Annotated in this window: 20 protein-coding genes; 15 read left to right on the top strand and 5 right to left on the bottom strand. The window is 69.9% G+C overall.

Annotated elements, in window-relative coordinates:
* The first annotated feature begins 71 nt into the window (after positions 1 to 71).
* From ACVFI9_RS19760 to ACVFI9_RS19745, 4 genes are read left to right on the top strand one after another with little or no spacing between them, the layout of a single operon-like run.
* Positions 72 to 464, top strand: a complete 393-nt coding sequence (locus ACVFI9_RS19760; protein WP_474763881.1) for a group I truncated hemoglobin — start codon at positions 72 to 74, stop codon at positions 462 to 464.
* A gap of 4 nt (positions 465 to 468) precedes the next feature.
* On the top strand, positions 469 to 1662 hold the full coding sequence (locus ACVFI9_RS19755; protein ID WP_474763880.1) for a globin domain-containing protein: 1194 nt from the start codon (positions 469 to 471) through the stop codon (positions 1660 to 1662).
* Between the two features lie 11 nt (positions 1663 to 1673).
* The gene (locus ACVFI9_RS19750; RefSeq protein WP_474763879.1) at positions 1674 to 2462 is read left to right on the top strand and encodes a DivIVA domain-containing protein; all 789 of its coding nucleotides are present in this window, start codon (positions 1674 to 1676) and stop codon (positions 2460 to 2462) included.
* Positions 2463 to 2486: 24 nt separating this feature from the next.
* On the top strand, positions 2487 to 3428 hold the full coding sequence (locus ACVFI9_RS19745; RefSeq protein WP_474763878.1) for a leucine-rich repeat domain-containing protein: 942 nt from the start codon (positions 2487 to 2489) through the stop codon (positions 3426 to 3428).
* 52 nt (positions 3429 to 3480) lie between these two features.
* On the opposite strand, the gene ACVFI9_RS19740 is transcribed toward ACVFI9_RS19745, so the two are convergent.
* Together ACVFI9_RS19740 and ACVFI9_RS19735 are read right to left on the bottom strand one after the other, a co-directional pair.
* Positions 3481 to 4521 (bottom strand): LacI family DNA-binding transcriptional regulator, encoded by a 1041-nt coding sequence (locus ACVFI9_RS19740; RefSeq protein ID WP_474763877.1) that lies wholly within the window; start codon positions 4519 to 4521, stop codon positions 3481 to 3483.
* 62 nt (positions 4522 to 4583) lie between these two features.
* Positions 4584 to 4769, bottom strand: coding sequence for a hypothetical protein (locus tag ACVFI9_RS19735; RefSeq protein ID WP_474763876.1), 186 nt, complete (start codon positions 4767 to 4769; stop codon positions 4584 to 4586).
* A 106-nt stretch (positions 4770 to 4875) separates the two neighbouring features.
* Here ACVFI9_RS19735 and ACVFI9_RS19730 point away from each other — a divergent pair, with 106 nt between their 5' ends.
* Both ACVFI9_RS19730 and ACVFI9_RS19725 read left to right on the top strand, forming a co-directional pair.
* On the top strand, positions 4876 to 5106 hold the full coding sequence (locus ACVFI9_RS19730) for a hypothetical protein (RefSeq protein WP_474763875.1): 231 nt from the start codon (positions 4876 to 4878) through the stop codon (positions 5104 to 5106).
* A 35-nt stretch (positions 5107 to 5141) separates the two neighbouring features.
* Positions 5142 to 5483, top strand: coding sequence for a MerR family DNA-binding protein (locus tag ACVFI9_RS19725; RefSeq protein WP_474763874.1), 342 nt, complete (start codon positions 5142 to 5144; stop codon positions 5481 to 5483).
* A gap of 83 nt (positions 5484 to 5566) precedes the next feature.
* Here the strand turns inward: ACVFI9_RS19725 and ACVFI9_RS19720 are convergent, their stop codons facing one another.
* Complete coding sequence (locus tag ACVFI9_RS19720) at positions 5567 to 6694, bottom strand: DUF4232 domain-containing protein (protein ID WP_474763873.1); 1128 nt, start codon at positions 6692 to 6694, stop codon at positions 5567 to 5569.
* A 186-nt stretch (positions 6695 to 6880) separates the two neighbouring features.
* On the opposite strand from ACVFI9_RS19720, the gene ACVFI9_RS19715 reads away from it, so the two are divergent.
* The 5 genes from ACVFI9_RS19715 to ACVFI9_RS19695 all read left to right on the top strand — a co-directional run bounded on the left by ACVFI9_RS19715 (position 6881) and on the right by ACVFI9_RS19695 (position 9468).
* Entirely contained in the window at positions 6881 to 7234 is a 354-nt protein-coding gene (locus ACVFI9_RS19715) for a PadR family transcriptional regulator (protein ID WP_474763872.1), read from the top strand.
* Positions 7231 to 7971 (top strand): hypothetical protein, encoded by a 741-nt coding sequence (locus ACVFI9_RS19710; protein WP_474763871.1) that lies wholly within the window; start codon positions 7231 to 7233, stop codon positions 7969 to 7971. Before ACVFI9_RS19715 ends, ACVFI9_RS19710 begins: the two co-directional genes overlap by 4 nt.
* The gene (locus ACVFI9_RS19705; protein WP_474763870.1) at positions 7968 to 8708 is read left to right on the top strand and encodes a hypothetical protein; all 741 of its coding nucleotides are present in this window, start codon (positions 7968 to 7970) and stop codon (positions 8706 to 8708) included. The genes ACVFI9_RS19710 and ACVFI9_RS19705 overlap by 4 nt, the downstream gene beginning before the upstream one ends.
* Positions 8709 to 8762: 54 nt before the next feature.
* Positions 8763 to 9050 carry a hypothetical protein gene (locus ACVFI9_RS19700; RefSeq protein ID WP_474763869.1) on the top strand — a complete coding sequence of 96 codons (288 nt, stop codon included), beginning with the start codon at positions 8763 to 8765 and terminating at the stop codon, positions 9048 to 9050.
* Positions 9051 to 9129: 79 nt separating this feature from the next.
* On the top strand, positions 9130 to 9468 hold the full coding sequence (locus ACVFI9_RS19695) for a hypothetical protein (RefSeq protein ID WP_474763868.1): 339 nt from the start codon (positions 9130 to 9132) through the stop codon (positions 9466 to 9468).
* A gap of 11 nt (positions 9469 to 9479) precedes the next feature.
* Here ACVFI9_RS19695 and ACVFI9_RS19690 read toward each other — a convergent pair whose 3' ends face one another.
* Both ACVFI9_RS19690 and ACVFI9_RS19685 read right to left on the bottom strand, forming a co-directional pair.
* Positions 9480 to 10217, bottom strand: a complete 738-nt coding sequence (locus ACVFI9_RS19690; protein WP_474763867.1) for an SDR family oxidoreductase — start codon at positions 10215 to 10217, stop codon at positions 9480 to 9482.
* Positions 10210 to 10845, bottom strand: coding sequence for a TetR/AcrR family transcriptional regulator (locus tag ACVFI9_RS19685; protein WP_474763866.1), 636 nt, complete (start codon positions 10843 to 10845; stop codon positions 10210 to 10212). The genes ACVFI9_RS19690 and ACVFI9_RS19685 overlap by 8 nt, the downstream gene beginning before the upstream one ends.
* Positions 10846 to 10976: 131 nt before the next feature.
* Between ACVFI9_RS19685 and ACVFI9_RS19680 the strand changes: the two genes are divergently transcribed.
* From ACVFI9_RS19680 to ACVFI9_RS19665, 4 genes are read left to right on the top strand one after another with little or no spacing between them, the layout of a single operon-like run.
* Entirely contained in the window at positions 10977 to 12329 is a 1353-nt protein-coding gene (locus ACVFI9_RS19680; RefSeq protein WP_474763865.1) for an MFS transporter, read from the top strand.
* A gap of 60 nt (positions 12330 to 12389) precedes the next feature.
* Positions 12390 to 13325, top strand: a complete 936-nt coding sequence (locus ACVFI9_RS19675; protein WP_474763864.1) for a 3-carboxyethylcatechol 2,3-dioxygenase — start codon at positions 12390 to 12392, stop codon at positions 13323 to 13325.
* Positions 13322 to 14212, top strand: coding sequence for an alpha/beta fold hydrolase (locus ACVFI9_RS19670; protein ID WP_474763863.1), 891 nt, complete (start codon positions 13322 to 13324; stop codon positions 14210 to 14212). The genes ACVFI9_RS19675 and ACVFI9_RS19670 overlap by 4 nt, the downstream gene beginning before the upstream one ends.
* Positions 14209 to 15003, top strand: a complete 795-nt coding sequence (locus ACVFI9_RS19665; protein WP_474763862.1) for a 2-keto-4-pentenoate hydratase — start codon at positions 14209 to 14211, stop codon at positions 15001 to 15003. Before ACVFI9_RS19670 ends, ACVFI9_RS19665 begins: the two co-directional genes overlap by 4 nt.
* Positions 15004 to 15013: the final 10 nt, after the last annotated feature.

Raw genomic sequence — 15013 nt, 5'->3', positions numbered from 1 at the left:
ACCGGACGCGCTCACCGATTCCCTTCTGCTAGGAAAGGAGGCTCCTGCCCTGCCAGCGATTGGATGAGCCGATGACCCAGCCCGACCTCGAAGAACGAAGCGACTACGCCGCCGTTGGAGGAGCACCCGCCATCTCCGCAGTGGTGGATCGCTTCTACCAGCTCGTGCTCGGCGACGACCGGCTGCGCGGGTACTTCGACGGCACCGAGATGGTGCGGCTCAAGCGTCACCAGGTCGCTCTGGTGTCGCAGGTCATGGGTGGCCCGGTCGGCTACGAGGGCCGTGAGCTGCGAGCGGCGCACGAGGGCATGAACATCTCCGACGGCGACTTCGCCGCCGTGGCCGGTCACCTGGTGACGGCGCTGACGGAGGCCGGCGTCGACCGCGACATCATCGACCGTGTCGTCGCCACCATCGCGGGCACCGAGGCCGACATCGTCGAGAGCCGCTCAGCGGGCGCGTGACGCGGTGGACACCGCCGCACTGAAGCAGACGTGGGCGCTGGCCGAGGGCCTCGGCGACGAGGTGCCGCTGTTCTTCTACTCGCATCTCTTCCTGTCCCACCCCGAGCTGCGGAGCATGTTCCCGGTCTCGATGGCGACACAACGCGATCGGCTCGTCGGTGCACTCGGTCGCATCGTGTCGAACGTGGATCAACTCGACGAGGTCGCCGCATTCGTCCGGCAGTTGGGCCGCGATCACCGGCGTTTCGAGGTCATCTCGGCGCACTACAACGCCGTCGGAGCGTCGCTGCTCGCAACGCTGAAGCACTTCCTCGGTGAGCGATGGACGAACGAGGTCGCGACCGACTGGGCCGAGGCCTACGGCGTGATCGCGACCGTGATGGTGCAGGCTGCCGAGGCATCGGAACGCACCAGCCCGGCATACTGGTCGGGCCACGTCGCCTCGGTGGAGCGGAGGGGCCTCGACCTCGCGGTCGTCCAGGTCCGCCCCGAGCATGAGCTGCCGTTCGTGCCCGGACAGTCGGTGGCGGTCGAGATCGCCTCGCGGCCCCGGCTGTGGCGCTACCTCAGCCCCGCCAACGCGCCGCGCCGCGACGGCAGCATCGAGTTCCACGTCCAGATGGTTCCCGGTGGCCAGGTGAGCAGCACCATCGTCCGCTCCCTCGAGGTCGGCGAAACCGTGCGGCTCGGCGCACCGGTCGGCCGCGCGCTGACGTTGGACGACGGCGACCGCGATCGCGACCTCATCCTGATCGCCGGCGGCACCGGCCTGGCTCCGCTGCGAGCCCACCTGGAACGCATCGATCAGGACTGGAAGTCGACGGGCCGGGCACCGCACGTCCACCTGTTCCACGGTGCGCGGTTGCCGTGGAACCTCTACGAGAACCGGTTGTTCCAGAACCTCGCCGGCAGGCCGTGGTTCACGTACACGCCGGTGGTCTCCGACGACCCGAGCTACCCGGGCAGAACAGGCCGCGTCGGCGATGTGGCCGCCGAGAGCGGCCCGCTGCGCGCACGTCTCGCGCTCGTGTGCGGATCGCCCGCGATGGTGCGGCACACGGTCGCTCGGCTCCGCGACGCGGGGATCGACCACGACGACGTCCGATTCGAGCAGTTCGCCACCCTCGACGAAGAGAGTCACGCCGTGCAGCACCAAACCCACCACCCGCAGCCGTCTCGGCTGTCGCAGAGCGCATAGGGGGACCACGCATGACGCAGAACGGAACCGACCCCGACAGCCCCGCGGCCGCGCCCGGCGACGCGTCGGGCGGTGCGCCCGGCACCGCGGCCACGTCCGGCGCCGCGCCGGCGTCCGGCACCGCGGCCACGTCCGGCGCCGCGCCGGCGAATGCCCTGGCCGACGCCGTCGGCGACCTGCCGGTCGCCCAGCCCGTGTCGTTCACCATGAAGATGCGGGGCGGCGCGTACGACCGACTCGAGGTCGACCGGTTCATGTCCCGGCTCTCGCAGGCGATCGCGGACGTCCGGGAGGCCGCGGCCGGCGTTCAGCAGGAGCTCGCCGATCTCCGGGCCGAGAACGCCGGGCTCCGCGAGTCGGCCACCCCGGCCGACGAAGACGAGATCACGGCCGGAGCCGTCGGACTGCTCACGCAGGCGCAGCTGATCGCCGACAAGGCGGTCGCCGACGCCGAACGATACGCGCGTGACCTGGTGCTCACGGCTCGCAACCAGTACCGCGAGATCCTCGAACGTGCCGAGAGCAGCGCGGGCCAGGCGACCGAGTCGCTCGCGTCGCATCCAGGCCCGGCTGTTCCCGAGATCGAGTACGTGCGCACCTACGCCCAGGTCGCGCAGATCCAGTTGCGCTCGGTCCTCGACGCGCTCACCGAGCAGGTGGATCGCCTCGGCAGCCTGCCGCAGGCCGCTGCCCCCGTCGAGCCCATCGCGCAACCGGACTCCGGCGATGAGCCGCTGGGTGAACCCGAGTGGGAGCCGTCGATCCAGGGGCAGGAACAGCCCGCCGTCCATCCGCTCTGACCGGCGGCGATCAGGAGGCCTTCCGTGCGCGCATCCGTTCAATGGCTCCGACAGGCCGCGGGCGTGCTGGGGGTGGTTCTGGCCGCGGTCGGCCTCAGCGGCTGTGGAACCGCCATCGCCACCGATCAGCCCGACGCCGTCGGGGCGACGGCGAGCTCGACCCCGACGTGGCCACCGACCCTGCCCGTGGAGGGCACGATCGACGGGTGCATCGCCTACAGCATGGCACTGAACGGAATCGCTGACCGTGCACTGCTGACCACGGTGGACTGCAGGAACATGACGTCGCTCGACGGCATCGAGCAACTCCTCGCACTTCCGAAGCTCACTGAGCTGCTCCTGATCGACAACCCGGCACTCTCCGACCTCACTGCGCTCGCGGAGCTGGCCGACCACCCGACGCTCGAAACGCTCGTCCTGCTGGACAACCCGCTGCTGACGGACGTCGGCCCGGTGGCCGCACTGACCGACCTTGCCTACATCGAGCTGTCCGACAGCCCGTCCCTCACGGATATCGGCCCCCTGGCGGAGCTCACCGGTCTCGACCGCCTTGCACTGTCCGGGCTTGCCGCCCTCACCGACATCCGTCCGCTGGCGGAGATGTCGGGCCTGGACCACCTCCTCCTTGCGAGGGTTCCCGCCGTCACCGACCTGACCCCGTTGGCGGAGCTGACCGGCCTGACGAGACTCACCGTGACGCAGATGCCGGACCTCACCGACCTGCAGCCGCTGGCCGGCTTGACCGGGCTCACGTACCTCGTGCTGTCGTACAACGTGAACCTGTCCGACCTCACTCCCCTTGCCGGGATGACCCGCCTCGAGGAGCTCTACCTCTACGGCAACACCTCACTCACGGATGTCGCGCCGTTGGCCGGACTGACCAGCCTCATGACGCTCGGGCTGGACGACTCCGGCGTGGAGGACACCAGCCCATTGGCCGGGGTCGAAGGCCTTTTCATCGTGTGACGCCGACGAGCCCGCGCCACCGGGCGAGGGGCACGTGGCGCGTCTTCGTGCGTCACGCGCGGCGGGGCGGTGGGGCGGTCGATTCGCGGATGACGAGTTCGGTGGGGAGCGGGTCGGGTGACTCGGGAGCCCGGCCCTCGAGCTGTCGCAGGAGTGCGGCGACGGTGACCTCGCCCTTCCGCTGCAGGTCCTGCCGCACGGTCGTCAGGCGAGGACTGACCCGTTGGGCGATGGGATTGTCGTCGAAGCCCACGACCGAGAGGGAAGCCGGGAGATCCATGCCGCGCGCACGGGCGCGCTCGATGACTTCGAGCGCCGCGAGATCGGAGAAGGCGAGCACCGCCGTCGGCGCGTCGTCGAGGAGGTGATCGATGCGCGACCGAAGCACGCCGTCGATGTGAGGTCCTGGGGCGGCGTAGATCCGGGGCCGGATGCCCGCTGCCGTGAGCGCGCGCAGCCAGCCGGTCATGCGGCGCCGGACGATCGCCAGATGCGTCGGCGGGGGCTCCGACATCCGGTCGCCGTCGGCATCGAAGCCGACCGTGACGATCGCGATCTCGCGATGTCCGAGATCGACGAGGTGTGCGGCGGCCTCGGCGGAGCCGGCCTCGTCGTCGAGGGAGACGCCGGCGACGCCCTCGATCGGCAGCCCCTCGACCCGGACGATGGGCAGATGACGCCCGAGCAGGTGTCGCACCGCTTCGCTCTGCGGCGTGCATGCGTAGACGATGGCACCATCCATGGCGACGTCGCGCGCGGGGATGACGTCGCCGGATCCGTTGTGCAGCAGCGCCAACGAGTACCCGGCGTCGGCGAGGGACTCCGTCACCGCCCGGGTGAATCCGATCGCGACGTCATCGCGGAACGCGTCGCGGGGGTCCTCGGTCAGCACCATGCCCACGACGCCCGTCCGTCCGCGAGCGAGTGCGCGGGCAGACGGGTCGGGGCCGGCGTAGCCGAGTCGTTCCGCGGTCTCGAGGATGCGGTCGCGCAGTGCCGGGGAGAGCTGATCGGGCCGGGAGAACGCGTTCGAGACGGTCATCCGGCTCACACCGAGCTCCTCGGCGATCGTGCGCAGCGTCACGCGCGCCATGGGGTCCTCCACTGCGTCACGTGTCCATTCTCGCCGAGTCGCCAGGTGGACCGGATGCCGCGTCAGCGCGCAGCCACCGGCTCGGGGCAGATCGTCGTGGGCTTCACTTCGATGGCGGCCGCGAGCGAGCGCAGCCCCCGAGCGAGGCTCGCGCGGAATCGATGGGGGGATCGGCGAGCACGTCGGGGAGCCTTCCACCCTTCCTCGTTCGCGAGCAGGACGACCGAGGTCAGCATCATCGGGTCCATGAGGCTGTCTCCTTTCATCTGTACCGGTACAGACTTTACCGGTACAGATCAATCATCGCAACACCGGCCTGACGCACTTGACCCTGCACCGTGGTGCACGGTCGACATGTTCACGAGCACGTTCGGCACGGCCGTGACCATGTGGGCGATCGCGCGGATCCTGCGCCCCGAGCCGCGCTTCATCGCGATCGACACGGCCGGCCGTGCGGCATTCGCGATCTGGATGACCTGGGCCCTGTTGAATGGGCAGAGTGCGACCATCGTCGTGTTCCCGATCGGGGAGGTGACATGGCTGATCCTGCAGCTCAGCGGCCTGTTGCGTCTGCGCCGACGCTGACCTCCGGCGGCCTCGCGCACTCCACCGGTGTCGCAGTGAGCACACTCCGGTTCTATGAACGGCAGGGACTCCTTGCGCCCGACGGTCGTTCGGATGCCGGGTACCGTCGATACTCGCAGGAATCCGTGCGGCGGGTGCGATTCATCCGCCGGGTCCAGGAGCTCGGGTTCACGCTGCGAGAAGCGCGCGACGTGCTGCGGCTCTCCGACGACCCCGAGCTCATCCAGCTCGACGACGTGACGGATCAGGTCGCGGAGAAGCTCGCCGAGCTCGACCGGCGGATCGCCGACCTGCAGGGGATGCGCGCGGCGCTCGCCTCGCTGGTCGACTCGAAGTCCGTGCATCCGACGTCCCCGGTCGTCGACGCCCTCGTCTGAGCCGCACGGCGCTTGGACTGTGACGAGTATGGAACGGCGCCGCGAGCGGACTCGCGGCGCCGTCCTCCCCCCGGGCGACGATCTCAGGCGGCGGTGAACGGCCCGATCTCGAGCACGGTCGACCCATCGGCGCAGACCGGGATCTGCGCGATGCCGACGACGCCGGGGCCCGCGCCGTCGGACGTGACGTAGGCGCGCAGGTGGTCGGCCGTCACCGCCTCGCAGCCCCAGGCGTCGGGGTCGGGTGCTGAGCCCAGCACGATGGCCGCGTCGCCGTGGGCGAGCACGAACGGCTCGCCCATGTCGTCGCCGACCGCCCACGACGAGCCGATCCGGGTCCCGTCGGCCGATTCCACGATGAGGCCGGGCCATCCCCACATCGAGCACGCGGTGTCCGACGCATTCGTGAACACGAGCTCGAATCCGGATGCCCCCACGACCGACAGGTCGGGCCGAGCGAGGTACTCGAGCGTCAGCTGCTCGTCCTGGCACTTCGCGGGGGCCGGCTCCGGATCCTCAGGCGGAGTGACCTCGCCCGGTGCGCCGTGGACGGCTGTCAGAGGCCCGAGCCAGAGCGTCCACGTTCCGTCGATGCAGACGGAGAGCTGGACGTCGTCGACGATCCCGCCGCCCGCTCCGTCCGACGAGATGTAGGCGCGCAGGTGGTCGGAGGTCACCGCGGCGCACCCCGTCGAGGAGGGCAGGACCGCCGTGCCTTCCGCGACGGCCTGGCCTCCGCTCGGGGGCAGGACCGTCAGCGTGCTCGTCGAACCGGACGCGAGCGCCCAGGTCAGGGTCGCGCCGTGCGCGTCCTCGGCGACCAGGCCCGGCCACCCGTCGAACGAACACGGCTGCGACCCGGTGTTCGTGAAGACCAGGTCGAAGCCGAGGGCGTCGGATGTCGACCGGTCGGGCCGCTCGACGAAGTCCATGATGAGCTGCGAGTCCTCGCAGTGCGCGGGACCCGCCAGCGCAGCGGGATCACCCACGTCGGCAGCCGTCGCTCCCGTCTCCGGCGCCGGCGTCACCGTGACCTCCGCCGCGAGCGGTCCCACGCCCGCCACCGTGCCGGCAGATGTCGTGCTCGCCACGGCGGCGGAGATCTCGCCGGCCGCGGATGCCGTCGGCGCGGTGATGTCGCCCCGATCGCCCGCGCCGGCCGCTCCGGCGACCATCGCCGATCCCCCCGTGAACGCCGCCGTCAATGCCACCCCGGCGATCGTCCGAAACACCACCCTCTTGGTGTTCATATCCGTCCCTTCTGAGCCGCCCGATCAGGCGACTTGAGGGGACGCTAGCATATGGGCAGATATCTTCCTATAGAGTTGGGATATCTTCCTATAGCGCTTGTCGATATCTTCCTATACTTCTCCGCTCGCGCTTCCTATGCTGTACGCATGCCACGCAGACGAGAAGGGCGGCTGGTCGACCTCGAGGTCGACATCCTCGGCGCAGGTCTCGAGCTCCAGGCCGAAGACGGCGACTTCTACGGCTTCGCCGTCGCGAAGCGCATCGCCGACCATGCCGGCGCCACCACGCTCACGGCACACGGCACCCTCTACAAGGCGCTCAGCCGTCTCGCTGAACGCGGCCTCGTCGAGTCCGAATGGGAGGACCCGAGCGTCGCGGCCGAAGAGGGCCGTCCTCGGCGGCGGCTCTACCGGGTGACCGGCGTTGGCGAGGTCGCCTATCGGGCCGAGACCGCGCAGCGCACCGTGGTCGCAGCGCGCCCGAGATCGGCGTTCGCATGAGTGCCGTGACGCTCGGGCCCGACAGCGGGGTCGAGCTCGCGGCATCCGCTCGCATTCGACACCGCTCGGCAGGGCGGGCGGATGCCGCGGTGCTCGCCTGGTGCCGGTGGTACACCGCCGACCTGCCCGACGAGGTCGCGGCCGAGCGTCGGGCCGAGCTCGCCTCCGACCTCTTCGAGGAACGAGAGCACGCGGGCGCACGGGCGACGGCGTCGATCCTCGGGAGGGCGGTCCGCGGCATCCCGGCCGACCTCGCGTGGCGTGGCGCTCGACTGCGCCGCGCCGCCATCGGCGCACCGAGGGGCACCTTTCCGCTCGCCATGCCGGCGCTCGCGCACCTCGCCGCGGTCGCGCTCGTCGCCTGGGGCGGGTTCATCGTGTGGCGCGTCGCTCGCAGCGTGCTCATCGGCGACTGGCACGGCGCGGCGGATGTCGCCGAACTCTCGGTCGTCGGCCTCGTGCTGGCCATCGTCGGGTCGTGGCTGCTCATGATCGCGCGCCGACGCGCGTTCGGCGGGTTCGTGCTCGCCGTCGCGGCGTACCTGCTCGTGCGCTTCGGCACCTACGCGCTGATGGAGACGAGCCTGACCTTCACGGCGTTCTTCTCGACGTCCACCGCGCAGATGGTGTTGCTGAATCGGGTCGCGGCCGGCGCGGCCGTGCTCTTCTTCCTCTCGATGGGCGTCTGGTGGTCTGCACCGAAAGCCGCCGCCGAGTCCGACGAGGCGTCGTCATGAACGTCCGGCGTGTGGCTGCTCCCATCGCGATGGCCGGCATCTTGATCTGCGCCGGCGCGGTCGCGCTCACGGTCGCCGGCGCGTTCGAGATCCCCCTGTTCGAGCCGCCGCCCTCGGGCGTGGCGGCGGCCGGCGAGACTGTGGAGACCGTCACCGACCAGACCGGGCATGGGGCGTCGGCCGTCGACACCCTGCCCGGCACGTTCGACTCCGGGCTCGAGTCCGACGAGGTCCGCTCGGAGTACATGGGACGCGAGCAGGTGATCGCCGAGTGCATGGCCGCGAAGGGCGTGGAGTACCTGCCCGCCGCACCCTGGCTCAACCAGGACGCTCAGCCGCGAGGCCTGAGCTTCGAGCAGTCGATCATGTGGCTCAATGCCTTCTACGGCGAGGCGCGTGAGACCTGGTCGGTGCCGGCCGGCGAGTGGGAGCGACGCGGATGCCTCGGGGTGGGCGAGCACGCTGTCGCGGTGGCCCGAGCGGCCGGTACCCCACTCTCCGCCCCACTGCCCGAGCCCGACCCGGACGCGCTCACGCAGGAGGAGGAGTTCGCGTTGTTCCGCGAGGCGATCGCTGCGTGCATGGCCGAGAAGGGTTTCGGCGAGTTCGACGACGGCACGGATGCCTGGTGGGACGCCATGTACGGCGACGCCGGCGTCGGCGCCGCCTACCGCTGGGAAGACGCGGGATGCTCGGGCTACGCCACCCACGTCACGGGCAACGACAACATGCACTGACCGAAAGCCCGGGCGGCGACGCGACGAGGATCGCCGGGTGGATAGCATGGGGGCGTGTTCGACGAGCCGCTTCAACTCATCGAGTTCATCTGGGTGCTCGCCACCCCGGTGCTCGGTCAGCATGCCGACGGTGCGCTCGTGCTCCTCGGTATCGGCCTCGCGATGCTGTTCACCGCCGCGATCGCGGTGGTACTGGCGTACCTCCACGTCCTGCGGCCGGTGCCCTCATGCGTCGGCGGTGCGCGCGGTCGGGCGCGACGGCGGTCCCGCTCGCATCCGCCGGCCACGAGCTGGCCGCACTTCACCGCGCGGCCACGCGCGCCGGGCGCCGTGCTCGCCTGAGTCGGCCTCCGCATCACTCACTCGTCGCTGCGGCCGGCTCTCCGCATCCATGCTCACGACGATGCTCCGGAGAACCGACATGCCCGAATCCGCCGGTCACCCCACCCCGTCTGATGCGCTCGACCCGTCTGTCGCGGAGTCGGGAGTCGATGCCGCACCCGCACCGCGACGGCTCGGGGCCCGCCTCCGCGCAGCCGTCACCGCCGTCAACGTCAGGCTCTTCACCGCGAGTGCGACGGTCTACGTCGCCGCCGGATCGTTCGTCGGCTATGAGGCACTCGCCTTCCTGCTCGGGTTCGCACCGCTCTGGCCGATCGCCATCCCGATCATGGTCGCCGGTATCGCTGCAGTCGGCCTCATGATGCGATGGCTGCGTGCACGACGCAATGGCCGCGACGGTGATATGCCGGGCGCGTGACCTGCTGCTGGTCAGACCGAGCGGGTCTCGCCGCCGTCGGCGCGCAGGTTCTGGCCCGTGATGTAGGCGGACTCCGAGGTGGCGAGGAAGCGGATCACCCGAGCCAACTCGGCGGTGCTCTGCGCGCGTCGGAGGGGGATGCCCTTCGTCCACTCCGCCGGCACGGCCGACGGATCCTCCTTCGTGAGACCGGGGAGCACGTTGTTCATGCGGATGCCCTGGGGGCCGTACTCGGTGGCGTAGAGCTTCGTGAACGACGCCAGCGCCGCGCGCAGCGTCGCAGACACGGGGAACGCCGCGCTCGGCTCGAGCGCCCCCGCCGTGGACACGTTCACGATCGCGCCGCCGCCCGCCGCGATGAGGTGCGGCGTGACGAGCCGCGCCATGCGCACGACGTTCATGAGGTACAGGTCCATGCCGGCGAGCCACTCGTCGTCGGTGATCTCGAGGATCGGCCCGCGCGCCGCGTGCCCGCTGCTGTTGACCACGGCGTCGATGCGGCCGAACCGGGAGGCGGCGAGGTCGACGACGGCTCGCAGCGCCCCAGGGTCGGTGTTCGAGCCGTCGATCCCCGCACCGCCGAGCGACTCGGCGAGCTCGCGGGCGCGTCCTGACGGCGACATCGCGACGACCGAGTAGCCGTTCGCCGCGAACTCGCGGACGCAGGCCCTGCCGATTCCAGAGCCGCCTCCGACGACGATCGCGACCTCTGCGGCGCCGGTGTCCGGCTCGGCGGGGGTGTCAGGCATCGGCGAGCTCCGTGATCCGGGTGTTGATGAGGTACTCGAGCGCGTCTGCGGCCATGTCGGCAGCGCGCTCGAAGTCGGTGTCGTCGCCCGCGGCCGCCGCGACGCGGAAGCCGTCGGTGAGGGCGCGTCCCATGCGTGCGATGTCGAGTGCGAGGTCGCGCGCGACTTCCTCCTGCAGGGCCGGGAACTCCTCCTGCAGGCGGCTGGCGATGAGCTCGAACATCTCGGCGCGGATGGCGAGGTACCGCTGGCGCGCCAGGTTGTCGGCGAAGCGGCGTTCGAACGCGAACACCAGACCGATGCTCCAGAAGGCTGCGGCGGGATCCGTCGAGCCACCGGACGCCGCAGCGGAGGACGCGATGCTGCGCCGCAGCCGGTCCCGCATGGTGCCGCTCGGCGGGTTGGCCTCCTTCCACACCTCGAAGCAATAGTCGAGCAGCTCGACGAAGAGCTGCTCCTTGTTCTGGAAGTGCCAGTACACGGAGCCGATCGGCAGGCCCGACGCGCGTGCGACCGCGGCCATGGTGGTGCCCTCGTAGCCCGCCTCCACGGCGAGCGACAGCACGCCCTCGAGGATGGCCCGCTTGGATTCGGCCGAGGCCTGATGGGTCATCTTCCTCGCGGCCATGGAGCCTCCTCGAGTCGTGTGGCGTGAGCGTGCATTTGACAGTACGGATGTCGTGCACTCATGATATCCACATATTCTAGAATTATGATTCTAGAGCCGAACTTCCAGATCCCAGAGACAGAGAGGCCTCCATGAGGATCACCGAGCACATCGCCAGCTCGCGCATGAGCGGGCTGCAGATCCGGACCGTCATCATCGCGATCGGTCTCGTGGTGCTGGACGGCTACGACGTGGCGCTCGTGTCCTTCGCGGCGCCCTTCATCGAGCAGGACTTCGGCGTCTCGAAGACGGCCCTCGGCCTCGTGCTGTCCGGCGCCCTCATCGGCATGCTCGTCGGCTCGATCGTGGTCGCCCCGCTCGCCGACCGCATCGGACGCCGCAACATGGGCGTGCTCGCGACCTCGACCATCGCGCTCGGCATGCTCATCGGCCCGTTCGCCAACTCCGAGATCGGCACCGGACTGCTCGTGGTGAGCCGCATCGTCACGGGCGTCGGCATCGGCGCGCTCGTGTCGGTGATCGGCGTCATCCTCGCCGAGTACACCGGCCGACGCGTCTACCCTCTCGTCATGGCGATCTATGCCGCCGCGATCAACATCGGCGGCTTCCTCGGCGCGCTCATCGTCGGGCCCATGCTCGCGACGAGCGGCTGGCAGCTCGGCTGGTGGATCGGCTTCGTTCTCAGCCTGCTCGCCGCTGTCGCCACGTTCTTCCTGCTGCCCGAGTCGCTCGCCTGGCTGGCAGAGGGCCGTCGCGCCGACTCCCTGCAGCGCCTGAACGTGCTCCTCGGGAAGATGGGCCAGCCTGCCCTGACCGCCCTCCCCGAGTCCGAGGACGAGGTCGTCAAGCAGACCGGCGCGATCCGCACGATCGCCGGCGGCCCGCTGCTCTGGCAGACGCTCCTCATGATCGTCTCCTACGTCGCGTTCATGGTCAGCTTCTACTTCATGACCACCTGGTCGCCGACGGCGGTCGCGGGCGCGAACCAGAATCCCGCCCTCGCACCGCAGCTCGTCACGGCGTTCAGCCTCGGCGGCATCCTCGGCAACGTGGTGTTCGGCGTCATCGGCAACCGCGTCAATGTCCGCATCCTGACGCCGGTCTTCCTGGTATTGGCCACGGCCGCCCTGTCGTTCTTCGGCCTCAACGGCCCAGCGATGCCGGGCGCCTGGTGGGCGCTGTTCGTCGCATCCTTCTTCGTCTCGACGGGCACCGCCGGCTTCTACGCCATCGTCCCGACCCTCTACCCGACGCTCGCTCGCTCGACCGGTTACGGCGTCGTCATCGGCATGGGTCGCTTCGGCGGCATCATGGCGCCGATCCTCGGCGGCATGGCCTTCGACGCAGGCTGGGGCATGGGGACGGCCTTCACCGTCTTCGCCCTGCCGATGCTGGTCGCCGCCGCGGGCGTACTGATCCTGCATCTCGGCCTCAAGCGCTCCTCGCGCCGCCCCGCAGCCGACCGCCTCATCTCGGCACCCTGATCCGTCCCCGATCAACGCCGCTCTTCAGAAACCGCAGTCCACACAGAAACGGAGCCAGCAATGTCGATCGCCGTCGCTGCCCTGTCCCACGCGCCCTCCTTCGGCAACGTCGATCCCGGCGGGACCACGTTCGCCGAGATCACCGAGGCCATCGACGAGGTCAAGGCCTTCGTCGCCGACTTCGACCCCGAGGTGATCGTGGTCTTCGGCCCCGACCACTTCAACGGCCAGCTGTACTCGAACATCTCGCCATGGGTCGTGGGCGCGCAGGCCGAGGGCATCGGCGACTACGGCACCACCGAGGGCCCGATCCCCGTCGACAGCGAGACCGCGCGCGAGCTGCACCGTCTGGTGCTCGAGCAGGGCATCGACATCGGCCGTTCGGAGCGCATGAAGGTCGACCACGGTGTGCTGCAGCCGGTGAACTTCCTGTTCGGAACGGAGTTCACCCAGCCGATCATCCCGGTGTTCGTCAACTCGCTCGGGATCCCGCTGACGCCGATGAACCGCGTGCGCCTGATGGGCGAGGCGTTCGGCCGTGCAGCCCAGCAGCTCGACAAGCGCGTGTTGTTCATCGCATCCGGCGGCATCTCGCACGACCCGCCGATCCCGCGCTGGGAGGGAGCTCCCGGCACGCTCCAGGAGCGTCTCATCGACTATGCGCCCACGTCAGAGGAACGACGCGCGCGCGAGAACGCGATCGTCTCGTCCATCCAGAAGATCGCCGACGGCGGCGGCTCCAGCGATCCGCTGAACGAGGAATGGGACACCCTGCTGCTCGACACCTTCCGCTCGGGCGATCTCACCCCGGCCGATCGGTGGGACAACGCCTGGTTCCTCGCCGAGGGTGGATCCGCGGCGCACGAGATGCGCAGCTGGCTTGCCGCGTACTCGGCGCTGTCGACCGCGGGTGCGTACGAGTTCCCCGTCGACCACTACTGGGCGGTCAAGGGCTGGGCGGCCGGCTTCGCGATCCAGGCGGCGCGCACGGCATGAGCGGCCTGTCCACCTTCTGGGAGGCGGTCGCGGATCTCCCGCATCTCCTGCACTACGTGCAGGTCGGTGACTGGCGCACGCGCGTGCTCGAGATCGAGCCGGCGGGCACCGGGGCCGGATCGGAGACGATCGTCCTGGCGAACGGCACCAGCGGCCACATCGAAGCCTGGACCCAGAACGTCCGCGCGCTCGCCGAGGCCGGTTTCCGGGTGATCGGGTACGACTACCCGGGTCACGGGTACACGACGCCGACGGATCACGACCTCGAGATCCCCGAGTACGAGCAGCACCTCATCGGCCTGCTCGACACGCTGGGACTCGACCGGGTGCACCTCGCGGGCGAGTCGCTCGGCGGATGGCTCGCCGTGAAGTTCGCCGCGCACCACCCCGAGCGCCTGCGCACGGTGATCCTGAGCGCGCCGGGCGGGCGCGTGGTCGGCGAACAGCAGGTGGACAAGGCCCAGTCGGTGAGCGTGCAGGCGGTCACCGAGCCCACGTTCGAGAACGTGAGGAAGCGTCTCGAGGTCGTCATCCACGATCCGGAGAAGATCACCGACGAGCTCGTCAACGTGCGACGCGCGATCTACAGCCAGGACCCGACCGGGCAGAACATGGCGCACATCTCGGTGCTGCGCCGGCCCGAGCCGCGCTGGCGCAACCGGGTCACCGACGAGGACTTCGCCGCCATCCCCGTGCCCGCCCTCTTCGTCTGGACCGACCACGAACCCACCGGAGACGAGGCGGAGGGGCGGCGCCTCGCCGATCGCATCCCCGACGGCGAGTTCCTGCTCGTCGAAGGAGCCGCCCACTGGCCGCAGTGGGAGGGAGCCGACGCGTTCAACGCGGCCGCGGTCGCCTTCCTCCGGAAGCACAGGAGCAACGCATGACCGTCGACACCGCGGCCATATCGGCCATCGCGCGCGAGCTGCACGATGCGAAGGAGGGCGTCTACACCGTCCCCTACGTGAGCCCGCGACTGCCCGAGCACGACCTCGAATCCGCGTACGCGATCTCCGCCGAGTTCGCGTCGCTGCGCGAACGCGAGCTCGGCGTGCGGCGGGTCGGCCGCAAGGTCGGGCTGACGAACCCCCTCGTGCAGCAGCGCGTCGGGGTGTTCGAGCCCGACTACGGGATCATCCACGACGACATGGTCTTCGAATCGGGGGTCGTGCTGCCCGCGTCGAAGTACAACCGGCTCCTCATCGAGGCCGAGGTGGCCTTCGTCCTCAAGTCCGACATCCTCGAGGCCACGCCCGAGCGGGTCGCGGCGGCCATCGACTACGTCACCCCGGCCTTCGAGATCGTCGACTTCCGGTACGACGGCAGCGTTGGGCAGATCGTCGACACGATCGCCGACAACGCCGGATGCAGCGGCCTCGTGCTCGGCGAAGAGCGGCACCCGTACGGGTCCGTCGACCTCACGCAGGTCGAGATGGTGATCACCGCCGGCGACACCGAGATCACCCGCGGTGTCGGCAGCAACGTGCTCGGCGACCCGATCAACGCCGTTCAATGGCTCGCCGAGACGGCGATCCGCACGGGGCATCCGTTGCGCGCCGGCGAAGTGCTGCTGTCGGGCTCGATCGGCTACATCGAACCGTGGCCGGCCGACGTCGAGTGCGTCGCCACGATCACCGGGCTCGGCCGCGTCACCGCGACCGTCGACTCGAACGCCTGAGGAAGGACCT

The sequence above is a fragment of the Agromyces sp. NSFZ genome, assembly GCF_056156205.1.
Note: the sequence above shows the minus strand (reverse complement) of the source record. Positions and strands in the feature narration are given on the sequence as shown.

What these genes read in the sequence shown, in the direction of transcription:
- ACVFI9_RS19740 (WP_474763877.1), bottom strand. Translation starts at nt 4,521, where the DNA reads ATGGCGCGCGTGACGCTGCGCACGATCGCCGAGGAGCTCGGTGTGAGC.
- ACVFI9_RS19715 (WP_474763872.1), top strand. Translation starts at nt 6,881, where the DNA reads ATGCCACGCAGACGAGAAGGGCGGCTGGTCGACCTCGAGGTCGACATC.
- ACVFI9_RS19675 (WP_474763864.1), top strand. Translation starts at nt 12,390, where the DNA reads ATGTCGATCGCCGTCGCTGCCCTGTCCCACGCGCCCTCCTTCGGCAAC.
- ACVFI9_RS19735 (WP_474763876.1), bottom strand. Translation starts at nt 4,769, where the DNA reads ATGGACCCGATGATGCTGACCTCGGTCGTCCTGCTCGCGAACGAGGAA.
- ACVFI9_RS19690 (WP_474763867.1), bottom strand. Translation starts at nt 10,217, where the DNA reads ATGCCTGACACCCCCGCCGAGCCGGACACCGGCGCCGCAGAGGTCGCG.
- ACVFI9_RS19695 (WP_474763868.1), top strand. Translation starts at nt 9,130, where the DNA reads ATGCCCGAATCCGCCGGTCACCCCACCCCGTCTGATGCGCTCGACCCG.
- ACVFI9_RS19670 (WP_474763863.1), top strand. Translation starts at nt 13,322, where the DNA reads ATGAGCGGCCTGTCCACCTTCTGGGAGGCGGTCGCGGATCTCCCGCAT.
- ACVFI9_RS19750 (WP_474763879.1), top strand. Translation starts at nt 1,674, where the DNA reads ATGACGCAGAACGGAACCGACCCCGACAGCCCCGCGGCCGCGCCCGGC.
- ACVFI9_RS19680 (WP_474763865.1), top strand. Translation starts at nt 10,977, where the DNA reads ATGAGGATCACCGAGCACATCGCCAGCTCGCGCATGAGCGGGCTGCAG.
- ACVFI9_RS19760 (WP_474763881.1), top strand. Translation starts at nt 72, where the DNA reads ATGACCCAGCCCGACCTCGAAGAACGAAGCGACTACGCCGCCGTTGGA.
- ACVFI9_RS19705 (WP_474763870.1), top strand. Translation starts at nt 7,968, where the DNA reads ATGAACGTCCGGCGTGTGGCTGCTCCCATCGCGATGGCCGGCATCTTG.
- ACVFI9_RS19685 (WP_474763866.1), bottom strand. Translation starts at nt 10,845, where the DNA reads ATGGCCGCGAGGAAGATGACCCATCAGGCCTCGGCCGAATCCAAGCGG.
- ACVFI9_RS19730 (WP_474763875.1), top strand. Translation starts at nt 4,876, where the DNA reads ATGTTCACGAGCACGTTCGGCACGGCCGTGACCATGTGGGCGATCGCG.
- ACVFI9_RS19665 (WP_474763862.1), top strand. Translation starts at nt 14,209, where the DNA reads ATGACCGTCGACACCGCGGCCATATCGGCCATCGCGCGCGAGCTGCAC.
- ACVFI9_RS19710 (WP_474763871.1), top strand. Translation starts at nt 7,231, where the DNA reads ATGAGTGCCGTGACGCTCGGGCCCGACAGCGGGGTCGAGCTCGCGGCA.